The sequence below is a fragment of the Alistipes sp. Marseille-P5061 genome (genome assembly GCF_900290115.1).
In the GTDB taxonomy this organism is placed as follows: domain Bacteria; phylum Bacteroidota; class Bacteroidia; order Bacteroidales; family Rikenellaceae; genus Alistipes; species Alistipes excrementigallinarum.
This window is the reverse complement of record NZ_LT985748.1, coordinates 1-14244: the sequence shown is the minus strand read 5'-3', so window position 1 is coordinate 14244 and position 14244 is coordinate 1. Positions and strand designations below refer to the sequence as shown.

General features: G+C 64.3%; 11 protein-coding genes. 4 read left to right on the top strand and 7 right to left on the bottom strand.

Features of this window, described 5'->3' with window-relative positions:
• Positions 1 to 148 precede the first annotated feature (148 nt).
• From C8267_RS00055 to C8267_RS00045, 3 genes are all read left to right on the top strand, one after another.
• The gene (locus C8267_RS00055; protein WP_087362379.1) at positions 149 to 1165 is read left to right on the top strand and encodes a M23 family metallopeptidase; all 1017 of its coding nucleotides are present in this window, start codon (positions 149 to 151) and stop codon (positions 1163 to 1165) included.
• 2 nt (positions 1166 to 1167) lie between these two features.
• Positions 1168 to 2118 (top strand): M23 family metallopeptidase, encoded by a 951-nt coding sequence (locus C8267_RS00050; protein WP_106633221.1) that lies wholly within the window; start codon positions 1168 to 1170, stop codon positions 2116 to 2118.
• Positions 2119 to 2194: 76 nt separating this feature from the next.
• Positions 2195 to 2806 (top strand): HAD family hydrolase, encoded by a 612-nt coding sequence (locus C8267_RS00045; RefSeq protein ID WP_087362381.1) that lies wholly within the window; start codon positions 2195 to 2197, stop codon positions 2804 to 2806.
• Positions 2807 to 2995: 189 nt separating this feature from the next.
• Here the strand turns inward: C8267_RS00045 and C8267_RS00040 are convergent, their stop codons facing one another.
• The 3 genes from C8267_RS00040 to C8267_RS00030 form a co-directional block, all read right to left on the bottom strand.
• The gene (locus C8267_RS00040; protein ID WP_158699638.1) at positions 2996 to 3277 is read right to left on the bottom strand and encodes a hypothetical protein; all 282 of its coding nucleotides are present in this window, start codon (positions 3275 to 3277) and stop codon (positions 2996 to 2998) included.
• A gap of 205 nt (positions 3278 to 3482) precedes the next feature.
• Positions 3483 to 6329, bottom strand: coding sequence for a PD-(D/E)XK nuclease family protein (locus C8267_RS00035; RefSeq protein ID WP_106633219.1), 2847 nt, complete (start codon positions 6327 to 6329; stop codon positions 3483 to 3485).
• A 4-nt stretch (positions 6330 to 6333) separates the two neighbouring features.
• Positions 6334 to 7041: a GIN domain-containing protein gene (locus tag C8267_RS00030; protein WP_087362384.1), complete on the bottom strand. Its 708-nt coding sequence runs from the start codon at positions 7039 to 7041 to the stop codon at positions 6334 to 6336.
• 121 nt (positions 7042 to 7162) lie between these two features.
• Between C8267_RS00030 and C8267_RS00025 the strand changes: the two genes are divergently transcribed.
• Positions 7163 to 10528, top strand: a complete 3366-nt coding sequence (locus C8267_RS00025; RefSeq protein WP_106633218.1) for a UvrD-helicase domain-containing protein — start codon at positions 7163 to 7165, stop codon at positions 10526 to 10528.
• A 611-nt stretch (positions 10529 to 11139) separates the two neighbouring features.
• Here the strand turns inward: C8267_RS00025 and tsf are convergent.
• The 4 genes from tsf to rplM form a co-directional block, all read right to left on the bottom strand.
• On the bottom strand, positions 11140 to 11970 hold the full coding sequence (gene tsf / locus C8267_RS00020) for a translation elongation factor Ts (protein WP_087362387.1): 831 nt from the start codon (positions 11968 to 11970) through the stop codon (positions 11140 to 11142).
• 45 nt (positions 11971 to 12015) lie between these two features.
• A complete protein-coding gene (gene rpsB / locus C8267_RS00015; RefSeq protein WP_106633217.1) occupies positions 12016 to 12903 on the bottom strand; it encodes a 30S ribosomal protein S2 in 888 nt (295 codons plus the stop codon).
• A 210-nt stretch (positions 12904 to 13113) separates the two neighbouring features.
• Positions 13114 to 13500, bottom strand: coding sequence for a 30S ribosomal protein S9 (gene rpsI / locus C8267_RS00010; RefSeq protein ID WP_087362389.1), 387 nt, complete (start codon positions 13498 to 13500; stop codon positions 13114 to 13116).
• 8 nt (positions 13501 to 13508) lie between these two features.
• Entirely contained in the window at positions 13509 to 13964 is a 456-nt protein-coding gene (gene rplM / locus C8267_RS00005) for a 50S ribosomal protein L13 (protein WP_087362390.1), read from the bottom strand.
• Positions 13965 to 14244: the final 280 nt, after the last annotated feature.

The window sequence follows — 14244 nt, the reverse complement described above, 5'->3', positions numbered from 1 at the left end:
CCGGCAGACACCCCCGCCAGGGGCCCTGTGACGAATTTATTTGCCCTGCGGCACACTTTCCGCCCGGGTGGTTCCGTTATCCGTTTCGGGTTGCAAAATTACGCATTTTCACCTAAATTTGCACCATCGCGACCCAGTTTTTTAGGTCATGGCACGAAAAGAGCAGATATTCGATACCGAGGCCCTCACACACGAGGCGCAGCTCCTTACGCATGAGGCGCAGGTCATTACGCGCGAGGTGGTGACGGCCCCCTTCCGGCTGCGGACCTACCGGCTGCTGCGCAAGGTGCTCATCGGATTCATCCTCGTCTCCATCGCCAACGTGCTCTTCGCCTACTTCTTCTATACGCCCAAGATGTACCGCATCACGCGCGCCAACCGCGAACTGGTGCTCCGCTACCGCATTCTCCAGGACCGAATCCGCACGGCGCAGCGCCAGGTCGACGAAATCCACGAACGCGACAACTACGTCTACCGCTCGCTCTTCGCCACCGACACGCTCGCCATCGAGGGCATCGCCGAACCCTACCCCGCCTCGAAATACGCCTCGATGGCCGACGACGACTACGCGCCGCTGATGGTCGGCACGTGGATGAACATCGACCGCCTGGCCCGCACGCTCTACGCCGAGTCGGTCTCGCTCGACGAGCTGCAGCAGCTCTCGAAGGACAAGGAGAAGATGTCGGCCGCCATTCCGGCCATCTGGCCCATCGACCGCAAATCGCTGCACAACAACCACATCGGTGCATTCAACCTGCGCCGCATCCACCCCGTGCTGGGGTACATCCGCCCGCACAAGGGGGTCGACTTCGGCTGCGACCGCGGAACGGCCGTCTACGCCACGGGAGATGCGGTGGTCGAAATCGCCTCCGAAAGCGGCTACAACGGCGGCTACGGCCACATGGTGCTGCTCGACCACGCCTTCGGCTACAAGACGCGCTACGCCCATCTGAGCCGCGTGCTGGTCTCGCCCGGCGAGCATGTCGTGCGCGGCCAGAAGATTGCCGAATCGGGCAACACGGGCATCTCGACCGCCCCGCACCTCCACTACGAGGTGATTCACAAGGGGCAGCCCGTCAACCCCATCAATTACTTCAACCGCAACATGACCCCCGAGGAGTACGACCGTCTCCAGGAGACCATGCGTGAAACCAACTTCGAATAGCCATGGCCGGGAAAAAGGATTTGGAACGACTTCGCCGGCGCCGGCGCCGCAAACAGAACATCATCCGCTTCACGGTCCAGACGTTCGTGTGGGCCGGTGTGGCCGTGCTCTACTACATCGGATTCTCGCTCTTCTTCGACACGCCGGTCGAATACGAGCTCAAGCACTCGACCGACCGCCTGCGCAGCGAATACGAGGCGCTCTCGGCGCGCTACGACACGCTACGCATGGTGCTCGACAATGTCGCGGAGCGAGACCGCAACGTTTTCGGCATCCTCTTCGAATCGACGCCCTACGACTTCGACTCGGAGCGCGACAACGAAAAGGAGCTCGACTACGAACAGACGCTCACCCGCCCCACGCGGCAGCTCAAGCGCGAATTCCGCGACCGGCTCGACGACATGGAGCGCTCGCTCGCCCATCTGAACGAGAGCTACCAGACGCTGCAGCAGCGCATCGACTCGACGGGCAGCGGCTGCGACAACATCCCCGCCATCCAGCCCGTCATCAACAAGCAGCTCTCGCTGCTGACGGCCTCCTACGGCATGCGCATCCACCCCTTCTACAAGACGCTGCAGGCCCACCAGGGGGTCGACTACACCATTCCCGAGGGTTCGCGCGTCTTCGCCACGGCCGACGGCCGCGTGAGCGACGTCATGCGCCGCAACTCGACGCAGGGACTCACGGTGGTCATCGACCACGGCAACGGCTACACCACCTCGTACAGCCACCTCTCGAAGAGCAACGTCACGAAGGGGCAGCAGGTGCGCCGCGGCGACATCATCGCCCTCTCGGGCGACACGGGCCTCTCGCTCTCGCCGCACCTCCACTACGAGGTGCGCCACAACGGCATGCGCGTCGACCCGATTCACTACTTCTTCATGGAGCTCTCCCCGGCCGAGTACCAGCGCATCATGCGCATCGCGCAGTCGGGCATGCAGTCCTTCGACTGACGGCACTCCACGGCGGCCTCACCCGCGGCGGCCTTCGCCGCGGCATGTTTTTCACTGCAACAACCCCATACGAACGATGAACAATCCCCGCACCGATACCCGCATCCGACTCATCCTGCTCGACTTCGACGGCACGCTGGCCGACACGCGGCGCGCCAACACGCTCGCCTACCTGCAGACGCTCGCCGAGGCGGGCATCCCGCTGAGCGAGGAGGAGTATGCGGCCCGCTACTTCGGCATGCGGTGCAGCGAGTTTCTGGCGAGCCTAGGCATCGCCGACCCCGCCGAGCGCGAACGGCTGCGGCGGCGCAAAATCGAGCTCTACCCCCGCTACTTCGACAGCGTGCGGCTCAACCGTCCGCTGTGGGAGTTCTGCCGCCAGTTCCAGCAGGGCGGCGGCCGGGTGTGGGTCGTCTCGACGGGGAGTCCCGACAACATCCGCAACGTGATGCGCCACACGGGCATCGGCGGCCCCGACGACCCGGCTGAGGCGTGCCCCGAAGGGCGTCTCGACGGCATTCTGACGGGTGCGGACGTCACCCGGAGCAAGCCCGACCCCGAGTGTTTTCTCGAGGCGATGAGGCGCGAGGGGTGCCGCCCCGAAGAGACGCTTATCTTCGAGGATTCGGACATAGGGATGGAGGCCGCGCGCCGAAGCGGCGCCGGCTACATCCGCGTCAAGCTGTAAAACGGTTCGGAAGGGGGCTGCAACCGGCCCCGAGTGCAGGGCGACAAGGCTCAATACAAAGGCAACGGGCCCCGATGCAAGAGCAACGGAGCCCGGTGCAGGGCAGCAGGACGCAGTACGGGGTCAGCGGCCCCGGAAAGGTCTGCGCGTCAGGCCCAGGCGTACAAGACTTCGGGCCCCGATGCAGGGTCAGCGGAGCCGGCCCTCCTCCAGCGGTCCTCGGTCGCGGCGCTCCTTCTTGGCGCGCTTCTCCTTCTTGGGCTTCTTGGGCTTTTTCGGCTTTTTGTGTTTTCCAGGCTGCTCCGGAGGAGCGGGATGTCCCAGATGTCCCGGATGACCGGGGTGGCCGGGAGGCAGCGGCGCCTCGTGAAGCGGACGGGGCGGACGGGGACGCGCCGTCCGGTTCACGGCGCAGGAAGAGACGAGCAGGGCCAGCACCAGCAGCCACATGCTCGAGAATCTGCGTTTCATGAGGGTACTGCAAGGGGTTTACACCAACAAAGATACATTTTTTCACGGGACGGCAAAGCGCATGCCGCCCTTTTTTCTGCGGGTTCAGCGAGCCGACGGCTGAGGGTCAGCAGTCACGGGTCAGCGGTCAGCGCCCCTGACCAGCGGCGGAACAGCGGGTCAGCGACGCGGGTCGAGGGTCGGCACCCCGGGTCAGCCCCCCCGGTCAGCGGCGGCAGATGACGTTGAAGTCGCAGAAGCGGCACGTATCGGTATCGGCGCACTGGCGGAAAGGCTGCGTCGGGTCGAAGAGCTCGGCGAGCGTTTCGCGCACCAGCTCCTCGAAGCGCCCCTCGTAGAGCGAATAGGGGGCCCCCCGCACGCCGAGCTCCCGGTCGGTGAGCAGCGGCGAATAGTCGCTGCGGTGCATCTGCCGCACGTAGTAGAGCTGCGGCACGGCGTCGCTGCCCCGCACGTGGCGCAGCATCATGGAGTAGAGCAGCGTCTGGAGGATGTTCGAGAGCCGCTGCTTGCCCTTGCCGCGGAAGAGCGACTCGAGCCCGTCGAACTCCAGGTGGGGCGTGCCCGTCTTGTAGTCGACCACGCGCAGCGAGCCGTCGTCGAGCCGGTCAATGCGGTCGGCAATGCCGGCGAACTTCATCCCGAGGCTCCGCCCGCCCGCCTCGAAGGGGAAGTCGTAGCGCACCTTCTCCTCGAGCCCCGTCACCGTAAAGCGGTCGTTGGCCGCATCGTAGGCCATCACGCCGTCGCGCAGGTAGCGGACCACAATCTCGCGGATGAGCAGCAGGTTGCCCGTATACTCCTCGGCCGAAGCGGAGGCGTCGCCGAGGTAGTTTTCGTTGATGGAGGCCTCGACGGCCCGCTCCACCTCGCCCGAGCGCATCAGCGCGCGGAGCGTCTCTCCCGGATGCAGCTCGTCGCGCACCCGCCCGTAGAGCTGCTCCACGGCGGCGTGGAGAATCGTACCGAACATCGGGGCGTCGACCTCCTCAGCAACGTCATCGTCGACGCGCAGCCCCGCCACCGAGTGGAAGTAGAAGCGCAGCGGGCAGGCCACGTAGCGGAAGAAGGCCGTCGGCGAGAGGGTCACCGGACTTTCGGGGTCGACGAAGCGTTCGAGCGCTTCCATCACGGAGCCCTCCTTGGCCACCTCGATGGGGGCGTTCTCGACCAGATTGACATCGACGCCCACCTCGACGTGGTGCACCTCGAAGCCGCTCTCGTAGTCCAGCTGGCGGATGTAGCGGCTCGGCTCGCCGGTCGACTTCTCGTCGGCGTGCGAGCAGTAGAGCATGTGGACCGTCCGCGCCCGCTGGATGAGGCGGTAGAAGTAGTAGGCGTAGACACCCTCGTGGTGTTCGGGGGTGGGCAAATCGTAGGCGGCCCGCAGGTTGTAGGGGATGAACGACGACTGCGCGGCGAAACTGCCGGGGAAGTTGTCGTCGTGCATCGAGAGCAGGATGACGTGCTCGAAGTCGAGGTTGCGCGTCTCGAGGATGCCCATCACCTGAATGCCCTCGAGCGGCTCGCCCTCGAACGGGACGCGCAGCGTCTGCAGGTGGCGGCGCAGCAGCGAGACGTAGGTCTCCATCGAGAGCTCGATGTCGCACTCCTCGAGCGTATTGCGCAGCTTGACGATTTCTTCGGAGAGGACGGCCAGGAACTCCCGGCGGCGGCGCACGTCGTCCCCCTCGAAGGGAAGCCGGGCCACCTCGTCGAGCGTGGCGAGCAGCCACTCCGAGAGGGCGCGCCACTCCTCGGCCCGCCGGAAGAGCCGCCCGAGGAAGGGGCTGCGCGCCAACCACTGCGCCTCGACCGAAATCCGCCGCTCGAGCACCACCTTGTCGGCCAGCTCGCGCGTGAGCGCCGCGTCGCTCTCGGCCACGTAGGGGTGCGCCAGCAGCCCCGTCACGTCGGCATGGTAGAAGAGCGTCTCGCCGCGGCGCGTGCGGCTGTGCTGCTGCAGCTCGATGAGCCGCTCGACGAAGGTGTAGGCCAGCGTCTGGCGCAGCGGATAGCCCATCGTGACGTTGACCTTGCCCACCTCGGGCGGCAGCGCATAGAGCAGCGGCAGCAGCAGGTTCTCGTCGGTCAGCACCACGGCGGTCTCCTTGCCCAGCGGCCCGTAGTCGCGGCGCAGGCGGCGCAGAATCTCGCCGACGTACTTGCACTGCACGGCATTCGAGACGCACGAGACGGCGAAGAGCTCCTTCCCGCGGCGGAAGTTGTCGTGCGACACCCCGCCCGCCGGCGGGAAGGCCACGACGTTGCGCCGGATGAACATGCCGGCCTCCTGCTCCCGGTCGTCGCGGTAGTAGTCGTCGAAATCCCAGTAGAACCGGGCCCCGGCGGCCGTCGACAGGTACTTGAAGAGCTCCTGCTCGCACGCCGAGAGGGCGTTGAAGCCCGCCACGACGAAGCGCCGCGGGCGGTCGAAGGCGAAGCTGCCGCTGCGCAGCCGCTCGACGGCCGCGCGCTGCATCATGCCCCCGTAGGCGATTCCCAGCTCCGCCAGCCGCTCGCGGAAGCGGTGGTAGAGCGGCAGCAGCGTCTTCCAGAGGGCCAGGAAGCGGCGCTTCTCCTGCGAGAGGTCGGCCTCCTGTCCGAAGGTCGACCAGAAGGAGCGGACGAGCCGCTGCTGCTCGGGCGTGAGGTACGAGAGGTCCGATTCGAGCTCCTTCAGCTCCCAGAGGTTGCGCAGCAGCATGTCGGCATCGACCCGGTACTTGTCAATCGAGTCGAAGTCCGAGAGGAGCATCTCGCCCCAGAAGTAGAAGCGGTCGAAGGGTTCGTCGTGGTACTGGCGGTAGATTTTGTAGAGCTCGGTGACCAGCCGCACCCGCTCGGCCGTGCGCAGCCCCGAGATTTCCGACATCAGCTCGTCGACCGTCGTCCAGCGCGGCTGCCAGAGCGGCCGGTCGACAAGCGACGAGAGGGCGTCGGCAAAGAAGATGCGGGCACGCCGCGACGGGAAGAGGAGCTCCATCGACGAGAGCTCCTCTCCGTAGCGGGCGTAGAGCTCCGCTGCAACTTCGTTCAGAAAACCCGCCATGGGGCTACTCCTCCTTCAGATGACGGATGTCGCCGCCGAGGAATTTCGCTCCGCCCCGGACAATCGAGGGCGAGCCCTTGTAGCGGATGGTGGCATTGGTCGAGGTCTTGCCCTCGAAGCGGTCGGTCACCCACAGCGAGACATTGGCGCCGCTCTGGGCGTTGACCGTGGCGGCCATCACCTCGAGCCCCGAGGCCTCGAGCTTGCCGGTGGTGGCAAAGAGCGACATGTAGCGCGCCTTGCCCGTCAGGTCGACGGTGCTCTTGCCCGCAAGGTCCATCTTCAGGTCGTCGACCTCGAGCGTGAGCACCAGCGAGGCGTTGCCCCCGACCGAGAGGTCGAAGAGCTTGCGGCGCAGCGTATCGGCGAAGGTCACCGAGGCGTCGTAGACGGTCAGCTGCTCCAGCTCGCTGTAGTAGAGCGTCACCTGCGAGCGGCCGACGCGCTGCGACGAGGGGCGCTCGGTAATCTTCAGCACGCGGTCCTTGACCGTGAAGCGGAATTTCGTATCGGAACCCTTCGTGTCGTAGACGATTTTCGGAGCCTCCGAGGCGGGAATCTGCACCAGGCGGATGTCCAGCGGAGCATCGACAACCAGGGCCGAATAGGAGGTGAGCCACTCGCTGACGCCGGTTGCGGGGTCCTGCTCCTGGGCACGGAGTCCGCCGAGGGTCAGCAGCGCCGCTGCGACGCTAAGAATCAGTTTCTTCATAGTCGTATAACTTAAATAATGCGTGAATAACACGCCTCTAAATTACAAAATTATCGCGAAAAACCGCCTCCGTTCGGCTTTTGTTTCGTACTTTTAGGGGACAAAATCCCACTGTTGCGCCATGCGGGCAAAGATACTCAATGCCAGTGCCGGTTCGGGCAAGACCTACCAGCTGGCCTACAAATACATACACGACGTCATCGAGCGTCCGGAGCTCTACCGCCACATTCTGGCCGTCACCTTCACCAACAAGGCCACCGAGGAGATGAAGAGCCGCATCCTGCGGGAGATTCACCTGCTGGCCACGGGCGACGAAAGCCCCTATGCCGCGCAGCTGCAGGAGGAGCTCGGCCTCGACGCGCGCACGCTCCAACAACGGGCGCACGACGTGCGGTCGCACATCCTGCACGACTATTCGCACTTCACGGTGCTGACCATCGATACCTTCTTCCAGCGCATCCTGCGGGCCTTCATCCGCGAGCTGGGCTTCGACCTCGACTACAACGTCGAAATCGAGACGGAGAGTCTGCTGGCCAAGAGCGCCGACTCGCTCGTGGAGGGCATCACCGAGAACCGCGAGCTGAAGCGCTGGCTCACGGACTTCGTCCAGGAGCGCATCGACGACGGCCGCCGCTGGGACATCCGCGACGGCATTCTGGCCCTCTCGGGCGAGCTCTTCAAGGAGAAGAACCGCGAGGCGCTCGGGCGCGCGCTGCCCAAGGAGGAGCTGCGCCGTCTGGTGGGCAAGGCGGGCGAGAAGGCGCGCGCAACGCGGCGCGCCATGCAGGAGAAGGCGCGCGAGGCGCTGCGTCTGATGGAGGAGGCGGGGGTCTCGCCCTCCGACTTCACGGGCAAGAGCCGCAGCTTCGCCAACTACTTCCTCGCGGCGGCGGGCGACGAGCTGAAGGCGCCGTCGGCCACCGTCGAGCGGATGAGCCGCACCACCGAGGGGTGGTGCCCCAAGGGCTCGCCCGCACAACCGCTCGTCGCCCGGCTGCAGCCCCTGCTGCGCGACATCTGCGACATCTTCCGGCTCAACGTCCGGCTGTGGAACACCGCGGCGCTGCTGCGCGAGAACTACCGCAGCTTCGCCCTGCTGGCCGACCTCTACGCGCAGGTGCAGCGCCTCTGCGACCAGGAGAGCACGATGCTCCTCTCGGAGACGAAGTACATCCTGGCCGAGTTCATCGGCCACAACGACGCGCCGTTCATCTACGAGAAGGTGGGCAACCGCTTCGAGCGCTACATGATAGACGAGTTCCAGGACACCTCGGCGCGCGAGTGGCGCAACTTCCTGCCCCTGCTGCACAACGCCATGGCGCAGTCGCAGCAGATATCGGTCTTTCTGGTGGGCGACATCAAGCAGTCGATTTACCGCTGGCGGGGCGGCGACTGGAAGATTCTCCACAGCGAGGCGCGCCGCGAGCTCTCGCCCGCGGATACCGAGGTGGTCAACCTGCGCGACAACTGGCGCTCGCTGCCGACGGTCGTCGAGTTCAACAACGGCATCATGGAGCGCATCGTCGCGGCCGACAACCGCGCGCTCAACACGATGCTCGACGAGGCGGCCGCCACGGGGGCCATCGCTGCGGAGCGGGCCGCCGAGCTGCACGACATCCTCGCGGCGGCCTACGGCGACCACGCCCAGGTGCCGCGCCGCGTGAAGGACGGCCCGGGATATGTCAGCGTGACGGCCTGCACGGGCGAGCCGCCCCTGGTGGAGCGCATCAAGCAGGTGCTCGACCGGGGATTCCGCCCCTCGGACATCCTGATTCTGGTCCGCAGCGCGACGGACGGCGCACGCGTGGCCGCCGAGCTGCTGCGCTTCAAGGGGGAGAACCGCGACGAGCGCTACCGCTTCGACGTCATGACGCGCGAGGCGCTCATCGTGGGCAATGCCCCCGTGGCGGGCTTCCTCATCGCCGCGCTGCGGCTGACGGTCAACACGGAGGACACGCTCAACCGCGCCATCTACAACCGCTTCCTGGGCCGGGCGTTCGGCGCGCCGCTTCCCGACGACGAGCGCGACTTCTGCCGCGCGCTGCGGCTGCTCTCGCCCGAGGAGGCCTTCGAGCGGCTGGTCATCCGCCACCACCTGGCCGAGCGCAGCGACCAGACCGCCTACCTGCAGGCCCTCCACGAGCAGCTCATCTCCTTCTGCTCGAGCAAAATCGCCGACATTCCCCTCTTCCTGCGCTGGTGGGACGAGCAGGGAAGCAGCCGCTCGCTGAGCATCGAGCAGAGCGAACGGACCATCGAAATCACCACGGTCCACAAGGCCAAGGGGCTCGAACGGCCGGTGGTCATCATCCCCTACTGCACGTGGCAGCTCGACCCCAAATCGAGCGGCAACGTCACCAACATCGTCTGGGCGCGGGCGAGCGACGAGGAGGCGGCCATCGGGCAGTTTCCCGTGCGCTACAAGCAGGCGATGGCCGATTCGGAGTTCTCGGAGGCCTACTACCGCGAGCTGGTCTACTCCCACGTCGACAACATCAACCTGCTCTACGTGGCGCTGACGCGCGCCGCCGAGTCGCTCCACGTCTTCATCCCCACGGGGGGCAAGGCGGCGAACGTGGGCTCGCTGCTGTGGAAGGCGCTGAATCCCAAGGCTGAAGGGTGCCCGCTCGGGAAAATCGAGGGGCGGCTGCAGACGACCGAGGCGGGCGAGGAGTGCACGTTCGGCAGCTTCGACGGCCCGGCGCCCCGCAAGGCGAAGAGGGACCTTCCGGAGCACGTGCTGCTGGAGCACTACCCCACGGCCATGGCCGACCTGAGGCTGCGGCTCCCCTCGCAGCGCTACTTCGAGGAGGAGCGCGACGCACTCCCCTCGCCGCGCGACTTCGGCATCCTGATGCACAAGGCCTTCGAGAATGCGGCCGACGAGGAGGAAATTCGCCGGAGCGTCACGCAGATGCAGAGCGACGGCATCCTCTCGCAGAGCGAGGCCGAGGCGCTCGGCACGATGCTCGACGAGGCGCTTGCCAACCCCGTCGTGCGGGAGTGGTTCGCCGGCGAGTGGGAGGAGGTACGCACCGAGAGCGACATCATCCTCCTGGCCGCCCGGGCGCAGCGCGCCGCGGCAGAGGATGCGGCCGCGGGGGCCGGAAAGGCGGCGGTTGCGGCAGAGAGCGCGGCGGTTGCGGCCGGGAAGGCGGCCGCTGGAGCAGAGAGCGCGGCAGCCGGGGCCGGGAAAGCGGCCGCTGGAGCAGAGGGCGCGGCAGCCGGGGCAGGCACCGCGCAGCGCAGCTCCGTGACGCGGCGTCCCGACCGTGTGATGATGCGGAGCGAGCGCGTCGGGGAGCGGGAGTTGCGCCGGGTTGTGGTGGTCGACTACAAGTTCGGCGAGCACGAAACGGCGGGCCACCGCCGGCAGATTGCCGAGTACATGCGCCTGCTGGGCGAGATGGGCTACGACGAGGTCAAGGGCTATCTGTGGTACATCCGTCTGCGTAAGGTGGTGGAGGTCTCCGCCCGGGAGGCGTAATCCGCCCCGAAGGCGGGGCACCCCCGCCGGTGCGCACCCGTCAACAGCCATCCAGGGGACCGCACCGTCCCATGCCAAGCCATGCCCTCCTGCCGCCCGACACACACCCACACGCATCCGCCCTGCCACCTCGCTGCCCGACACCGTTCAGAGCCATGCCCTCCTGCCCCGGCATCACGCTGCACGGCAACGCTCCACTTTCGCTGCCCGGCCGCCGTGCTCATGCGGAAGCCCGCACCGGAACGCAAACCGGAGCTCAAGCCGGGGCCGGACCCGCCCTACGGCAATACGCCGCGGAACAGAAGATTCCGCCGCGCATTTCCGCCGGCACACGGCGCCCGACACCACCGCCCGACACCTCACCACCGAACAGCTCGCCGCGCATTTCCGCCGGCACACAACCGCCGCCGCACTCATTCCCCGACACACTCCCTCGCACACATCCGCCCCGGAACACGCATCCGCCCCGGAACGCGCATCCGCCCCCGGAACGCACATCCACGCCGGCCCCGCCGACCCGCACTGCCGCTCCGCCCCGTCGACGCACGCGCGCACAAAAAAGCGAAGCACCCTTGCGGATGCTTCGCCTCTCTTTGGAAACGTGGAGTCCGTTACTCGCCCAGAGCGAAACGCTTGTAGGCAACTACGGTAGCCTCCTTGTCGGCCTTGTGGATGAACTCGGCAATCGTCTCCTTCTCGCCTACGACCAGCTGGTTGAGCAGCGTGTTCTCCTCGAAGAACTTGCGCATCTTGCCCTCGGCAATCTTCTCGAGAATGGCCTCCGGCTTGTTGGCGTTCTTCGGGTCCTGCTTCATCGCCTCGACGGCAATCTTGCGCTCGTGCTCAACGACCTCGGCCGGGCAGTCGGCCTCCGAAATCGAAACGGGGGCCATGGCCGTAGCCTGCATGGCAACGGTGTGTGCCACCTCGGCGGGTACCTCCTTGTTGAAGCCCAGAATCACACCGAGCTTCTTGTTGAAGTGTACGTAGGTCGCGCAGTAGGGAGCCTCGATGCGGCCGTAGTAGGCCAGCTCAATCTTCTCGCCCGTCTGACCCGACTTCTCGGTCACCATCTCCTCGACGGTGTGACCCTCGTCGTTCTTCGCGGCAAGCAGCGCGTCGCGGTCGGCTGCGTCGTTCTTCACGGCTACCTCCAGCATGGCCTGTGCCGAAGCGGAATACTCGGCGTTCTGGGCCACGAAGTCGGTCTCGCAGGCCAGGCAGAGCATGTATGCCTTCTGGCCGACGATTTTCGTTACAACGACACCCTCCGTAGCGGTACGGTCGGCACGCTTGGCAACCACCAGCTTACCCTTCTCGCGGATAATGTCCTGAGCACGCGCATAGTCGCCTTCCGCCTCCTGAAGGGCCTTCTTGCAGTCCATCATGCCGGCGCCGGTCATCTTGCGGAGCTTCATCACATCAGCAGCTTTGATTTCCATAGTCTTTGTATCTTTAATCGTTCGTAAATTCAATAATTCCCGAGCCTACTCGGCCTTGGCCTCCTCGGCGGCGTACTCAGCGGGCTCCTCGAACGGGGTCTCCACCGAAGCTACGACGTCGGCTACGGCAGCCTCCTCGGCGTCGTACGACTCCTTGACGGCCTTCTTGATGCGGGGCTTGCCCTCCTTCTTGGGAGCAGCCTCACCGTTGGCGGCAGCCTCCTGAGCCTCCTTCTCCTTTTCGAGACGGCGCTCCTCGGTGCCCTCGGCGATGGCGGCGCACATGGCGTCTACCACTACGGCAATCGACTTGGCAGCATCGTCATTTGCAGGGATAACGTAATCAATGTCGGTCGGATCACAACAAGTATCTACCATTGCAAATACGGGGATGCTCAGTCGCTTGGCCTCCTTCACGGCGTTGGCCTCCTTCTGTACGTCTACGACGAACAGGGCGGCCGGCAGACGCGTCAGGTCGGCAATCGAGCCCAGGTTCTTCTCCAGCTTGGCGCGCTGACGGGCAATCTGGAGCTTCTCGCGCTTCGAGAAATTATCGAACGTGCCGTCGTTGGTCATCTTGTCGATGGTGGCCATCTTCTTGACGGCTTTACGGATGGTGGGGAAGTTGGTCAGCATACCGCCTGCCCAGCGCTCCGTAACGTAGGGCATTCCGACGGCTGCAACCTTTTCGGCAACAATCTCCTTGGCCTGCTTCTTCGTGGCTACGAACAGCACGCGACGTCCGCTCTTGGCAATCTGCTTGAGGGCTGCTGCTGCCTCATCGATTTTCAGCACGGTCTTGTGCAGGTCGATGATGTGGATGCCGTTCTTCTCCATGAAGATGTAGGGAGCCATTTTGGGGTTCCATTTGCGCTTCAGGTGACCGAAGTGCGCACCGGCTTCCAATAAGGTATTGAAATCTGTACGTGACATTTTTGTTTCTCTTTGTTTGTTTTAATTCTCTGTTCTTCAACTCTCCGGGTAGCGGCCCATGTCCGGTCCCGAGGAGTTTTCCGCGACGCGGCAAACGAAGGGTAATACCCCGTTGCACTGTCGGCCGACAGGACAACATATAATATATAACAGGTAGTCGCTCCGTTTTGGCAACCGTCGTCGTGCTTGCCGAAAATCCGGTCGTGCGTATTAACGCTTGCTGAACTGGAACTTGCGACGTGCTCCGGGCTGACCGGGCTTCTTACGCTCAACCTCGCGGGGATCGCGGGTCAGGAATCCGGCCTTCTTCAGCACCGGACGCATCTCGGCGTCAATCTCGCACAGTGCGCGAGCGATACCCAGACGAGCGGCTTCGGCCTGTCCCTTGATGCCACCGCCATCGAGGTTGATAGCGATGTCGTAGCTCTCGGCAGTGTTGGTAGCCAGCAGCGGCTGCTTTACCTGGAACTGGAGAATCTCGAGCGGGAAATAGGCGGCAAGCTCCTTGTGGTTGATTGTAATCTGACCCTTGCCCGGCTTCACGAATACGCGAGCCACAGCGGCCTTACGACGACCTACGGTGTTTACAACTTCCATAACTCCTCTTACTTAATCTCGTTCAACTTAATCTGCTTGGGGTTCTGCGCGGCGTGCGGATGCTCGGCGCCGGCATACACCTTGAGGTTCTTGAGCTGTGCGGCACCCAGACGCGTGCGGGGCATCATGCCCTTGACAGCCTTCTCAATCAAGAACGTCGGTTTCTTGGCCAGGTACTCGGCAGGCGTTGCATAGCGCTGGCCGCCGGGATAACCCGTGTGACGCGTGTAGACCTTGTCGGTCATCTTGTTGCCCGTGAGCTTCACCTTCTCCGCGTTGATGACGATGACGTAGTCACCGCAGTCGGCGTGGGGGGTAAAGCTGGGCTTGTTCTTGCCGCGGAGAATCTTTGCAATCTGCGAGGCAAGACGTCCCAATACCTCGTTCGTAGCGTCGATGACAATCCACTCCTTGGTTACCGTCGATGCATTGGCCGAGATAGTCTTGTAGCTTAATGAATCCACTTTGTTTACGTTTAGTTTAACTTGTTTGTAATCCGTTTCCCGTATATTACGGGTGCGCAAAGGTACGAAATATTTTTCCTGTCTCTTATACACATTCTCCGAGCCCACGAGACCGTACTAGATCTCGTATGCCGTCTTCTGCTTGAAAAAAAAAAAACCTTCTATCCTTGATCATCTACTTCTTTCCTCGCACTCTGCAATGCACTGTGCATGGAAAGGTGACGACGACAACGTACATGGGCAATATACTTAAAGAAATAGTTCTGATGAAGCATCATAA

What these genes read in the sequence shown, in the direction of transcription:
- C8267_RS00055 (WP_087362379.1), top strand. Translation starts at nt 149, where the DNA reads ATGGCACGAAAAGAGCAGATATTCGATACCGAGGCCCTCACACACGAG.
- C8267_RS00050 (WP_106633221.1), top strand. Translation starts at nt 1,168, where the DNA reads ATGGCCGGGAAAAAGGATTTGGAACGACTTCGCCGGCGCCGGCGCCGC.
- C8267_RS00045 (WP_087362381.1), top strand. Translation starts at nt 2,195, where the DNA reads ATGAACAATCCCCGCACCGATACCCGCATCCGACTCATCCTGCTCGAC.
- C8267_RS00040 (WP_158699638.1), bottom strand. Translation starts at nt 3,277, where the DNA reads ATGAAACGCAGATTCTCGAGCATGTGGCTGCTGGTGCTGGCCCTGCTC.
- C8267_RS00035 (WP_106633219.1), bottom strand. Translation starts at nt 6,329, where the DNA reads ATGGCGGGTTTTCTGAACGAAGTTGCAGCGGAGCTCTACGCCCGCTAC.
- C8267_RS00030 (WP_087362384.1), bottom strand. Translation starts at nt 7,041, where the DNA reads ATGAAGAAACTGATTCTTAGCGTCGCAGCGGCGCTGCTGACCCTCGGC.
- C8267_RS00025 (WP_106633218.1), top strand. Translation starts at nt 7,163, where the DNA reads ATGCGGGCAAAGATACTCAATGCCAGTGCCGGTTCGGGCAAGACCTAC.
- tsf (WP_087362387.1), bottom strand. Translation starts at nt 11,970, where the DNA reads ATGGAAATCAAAGCTGCTGATGTGATGAAGCTCCGCAAGATGACCGGC.
- rpsB (WP_106633217.1), bottom strand. Translation starts at nt 12,903, where the DNA reads ATGTCACGTACAGATTTCAATACCTTATTGGAAGCCGGTGCGCACTTC.
- rpsI (WP_087362389.1), bottom strand. Translation starts at nt 13,500, where the DNA reads ATGGAAGTTGTAAACACCGTAGGTCGTCGTAAGGCCGCTGTGGCTCGC.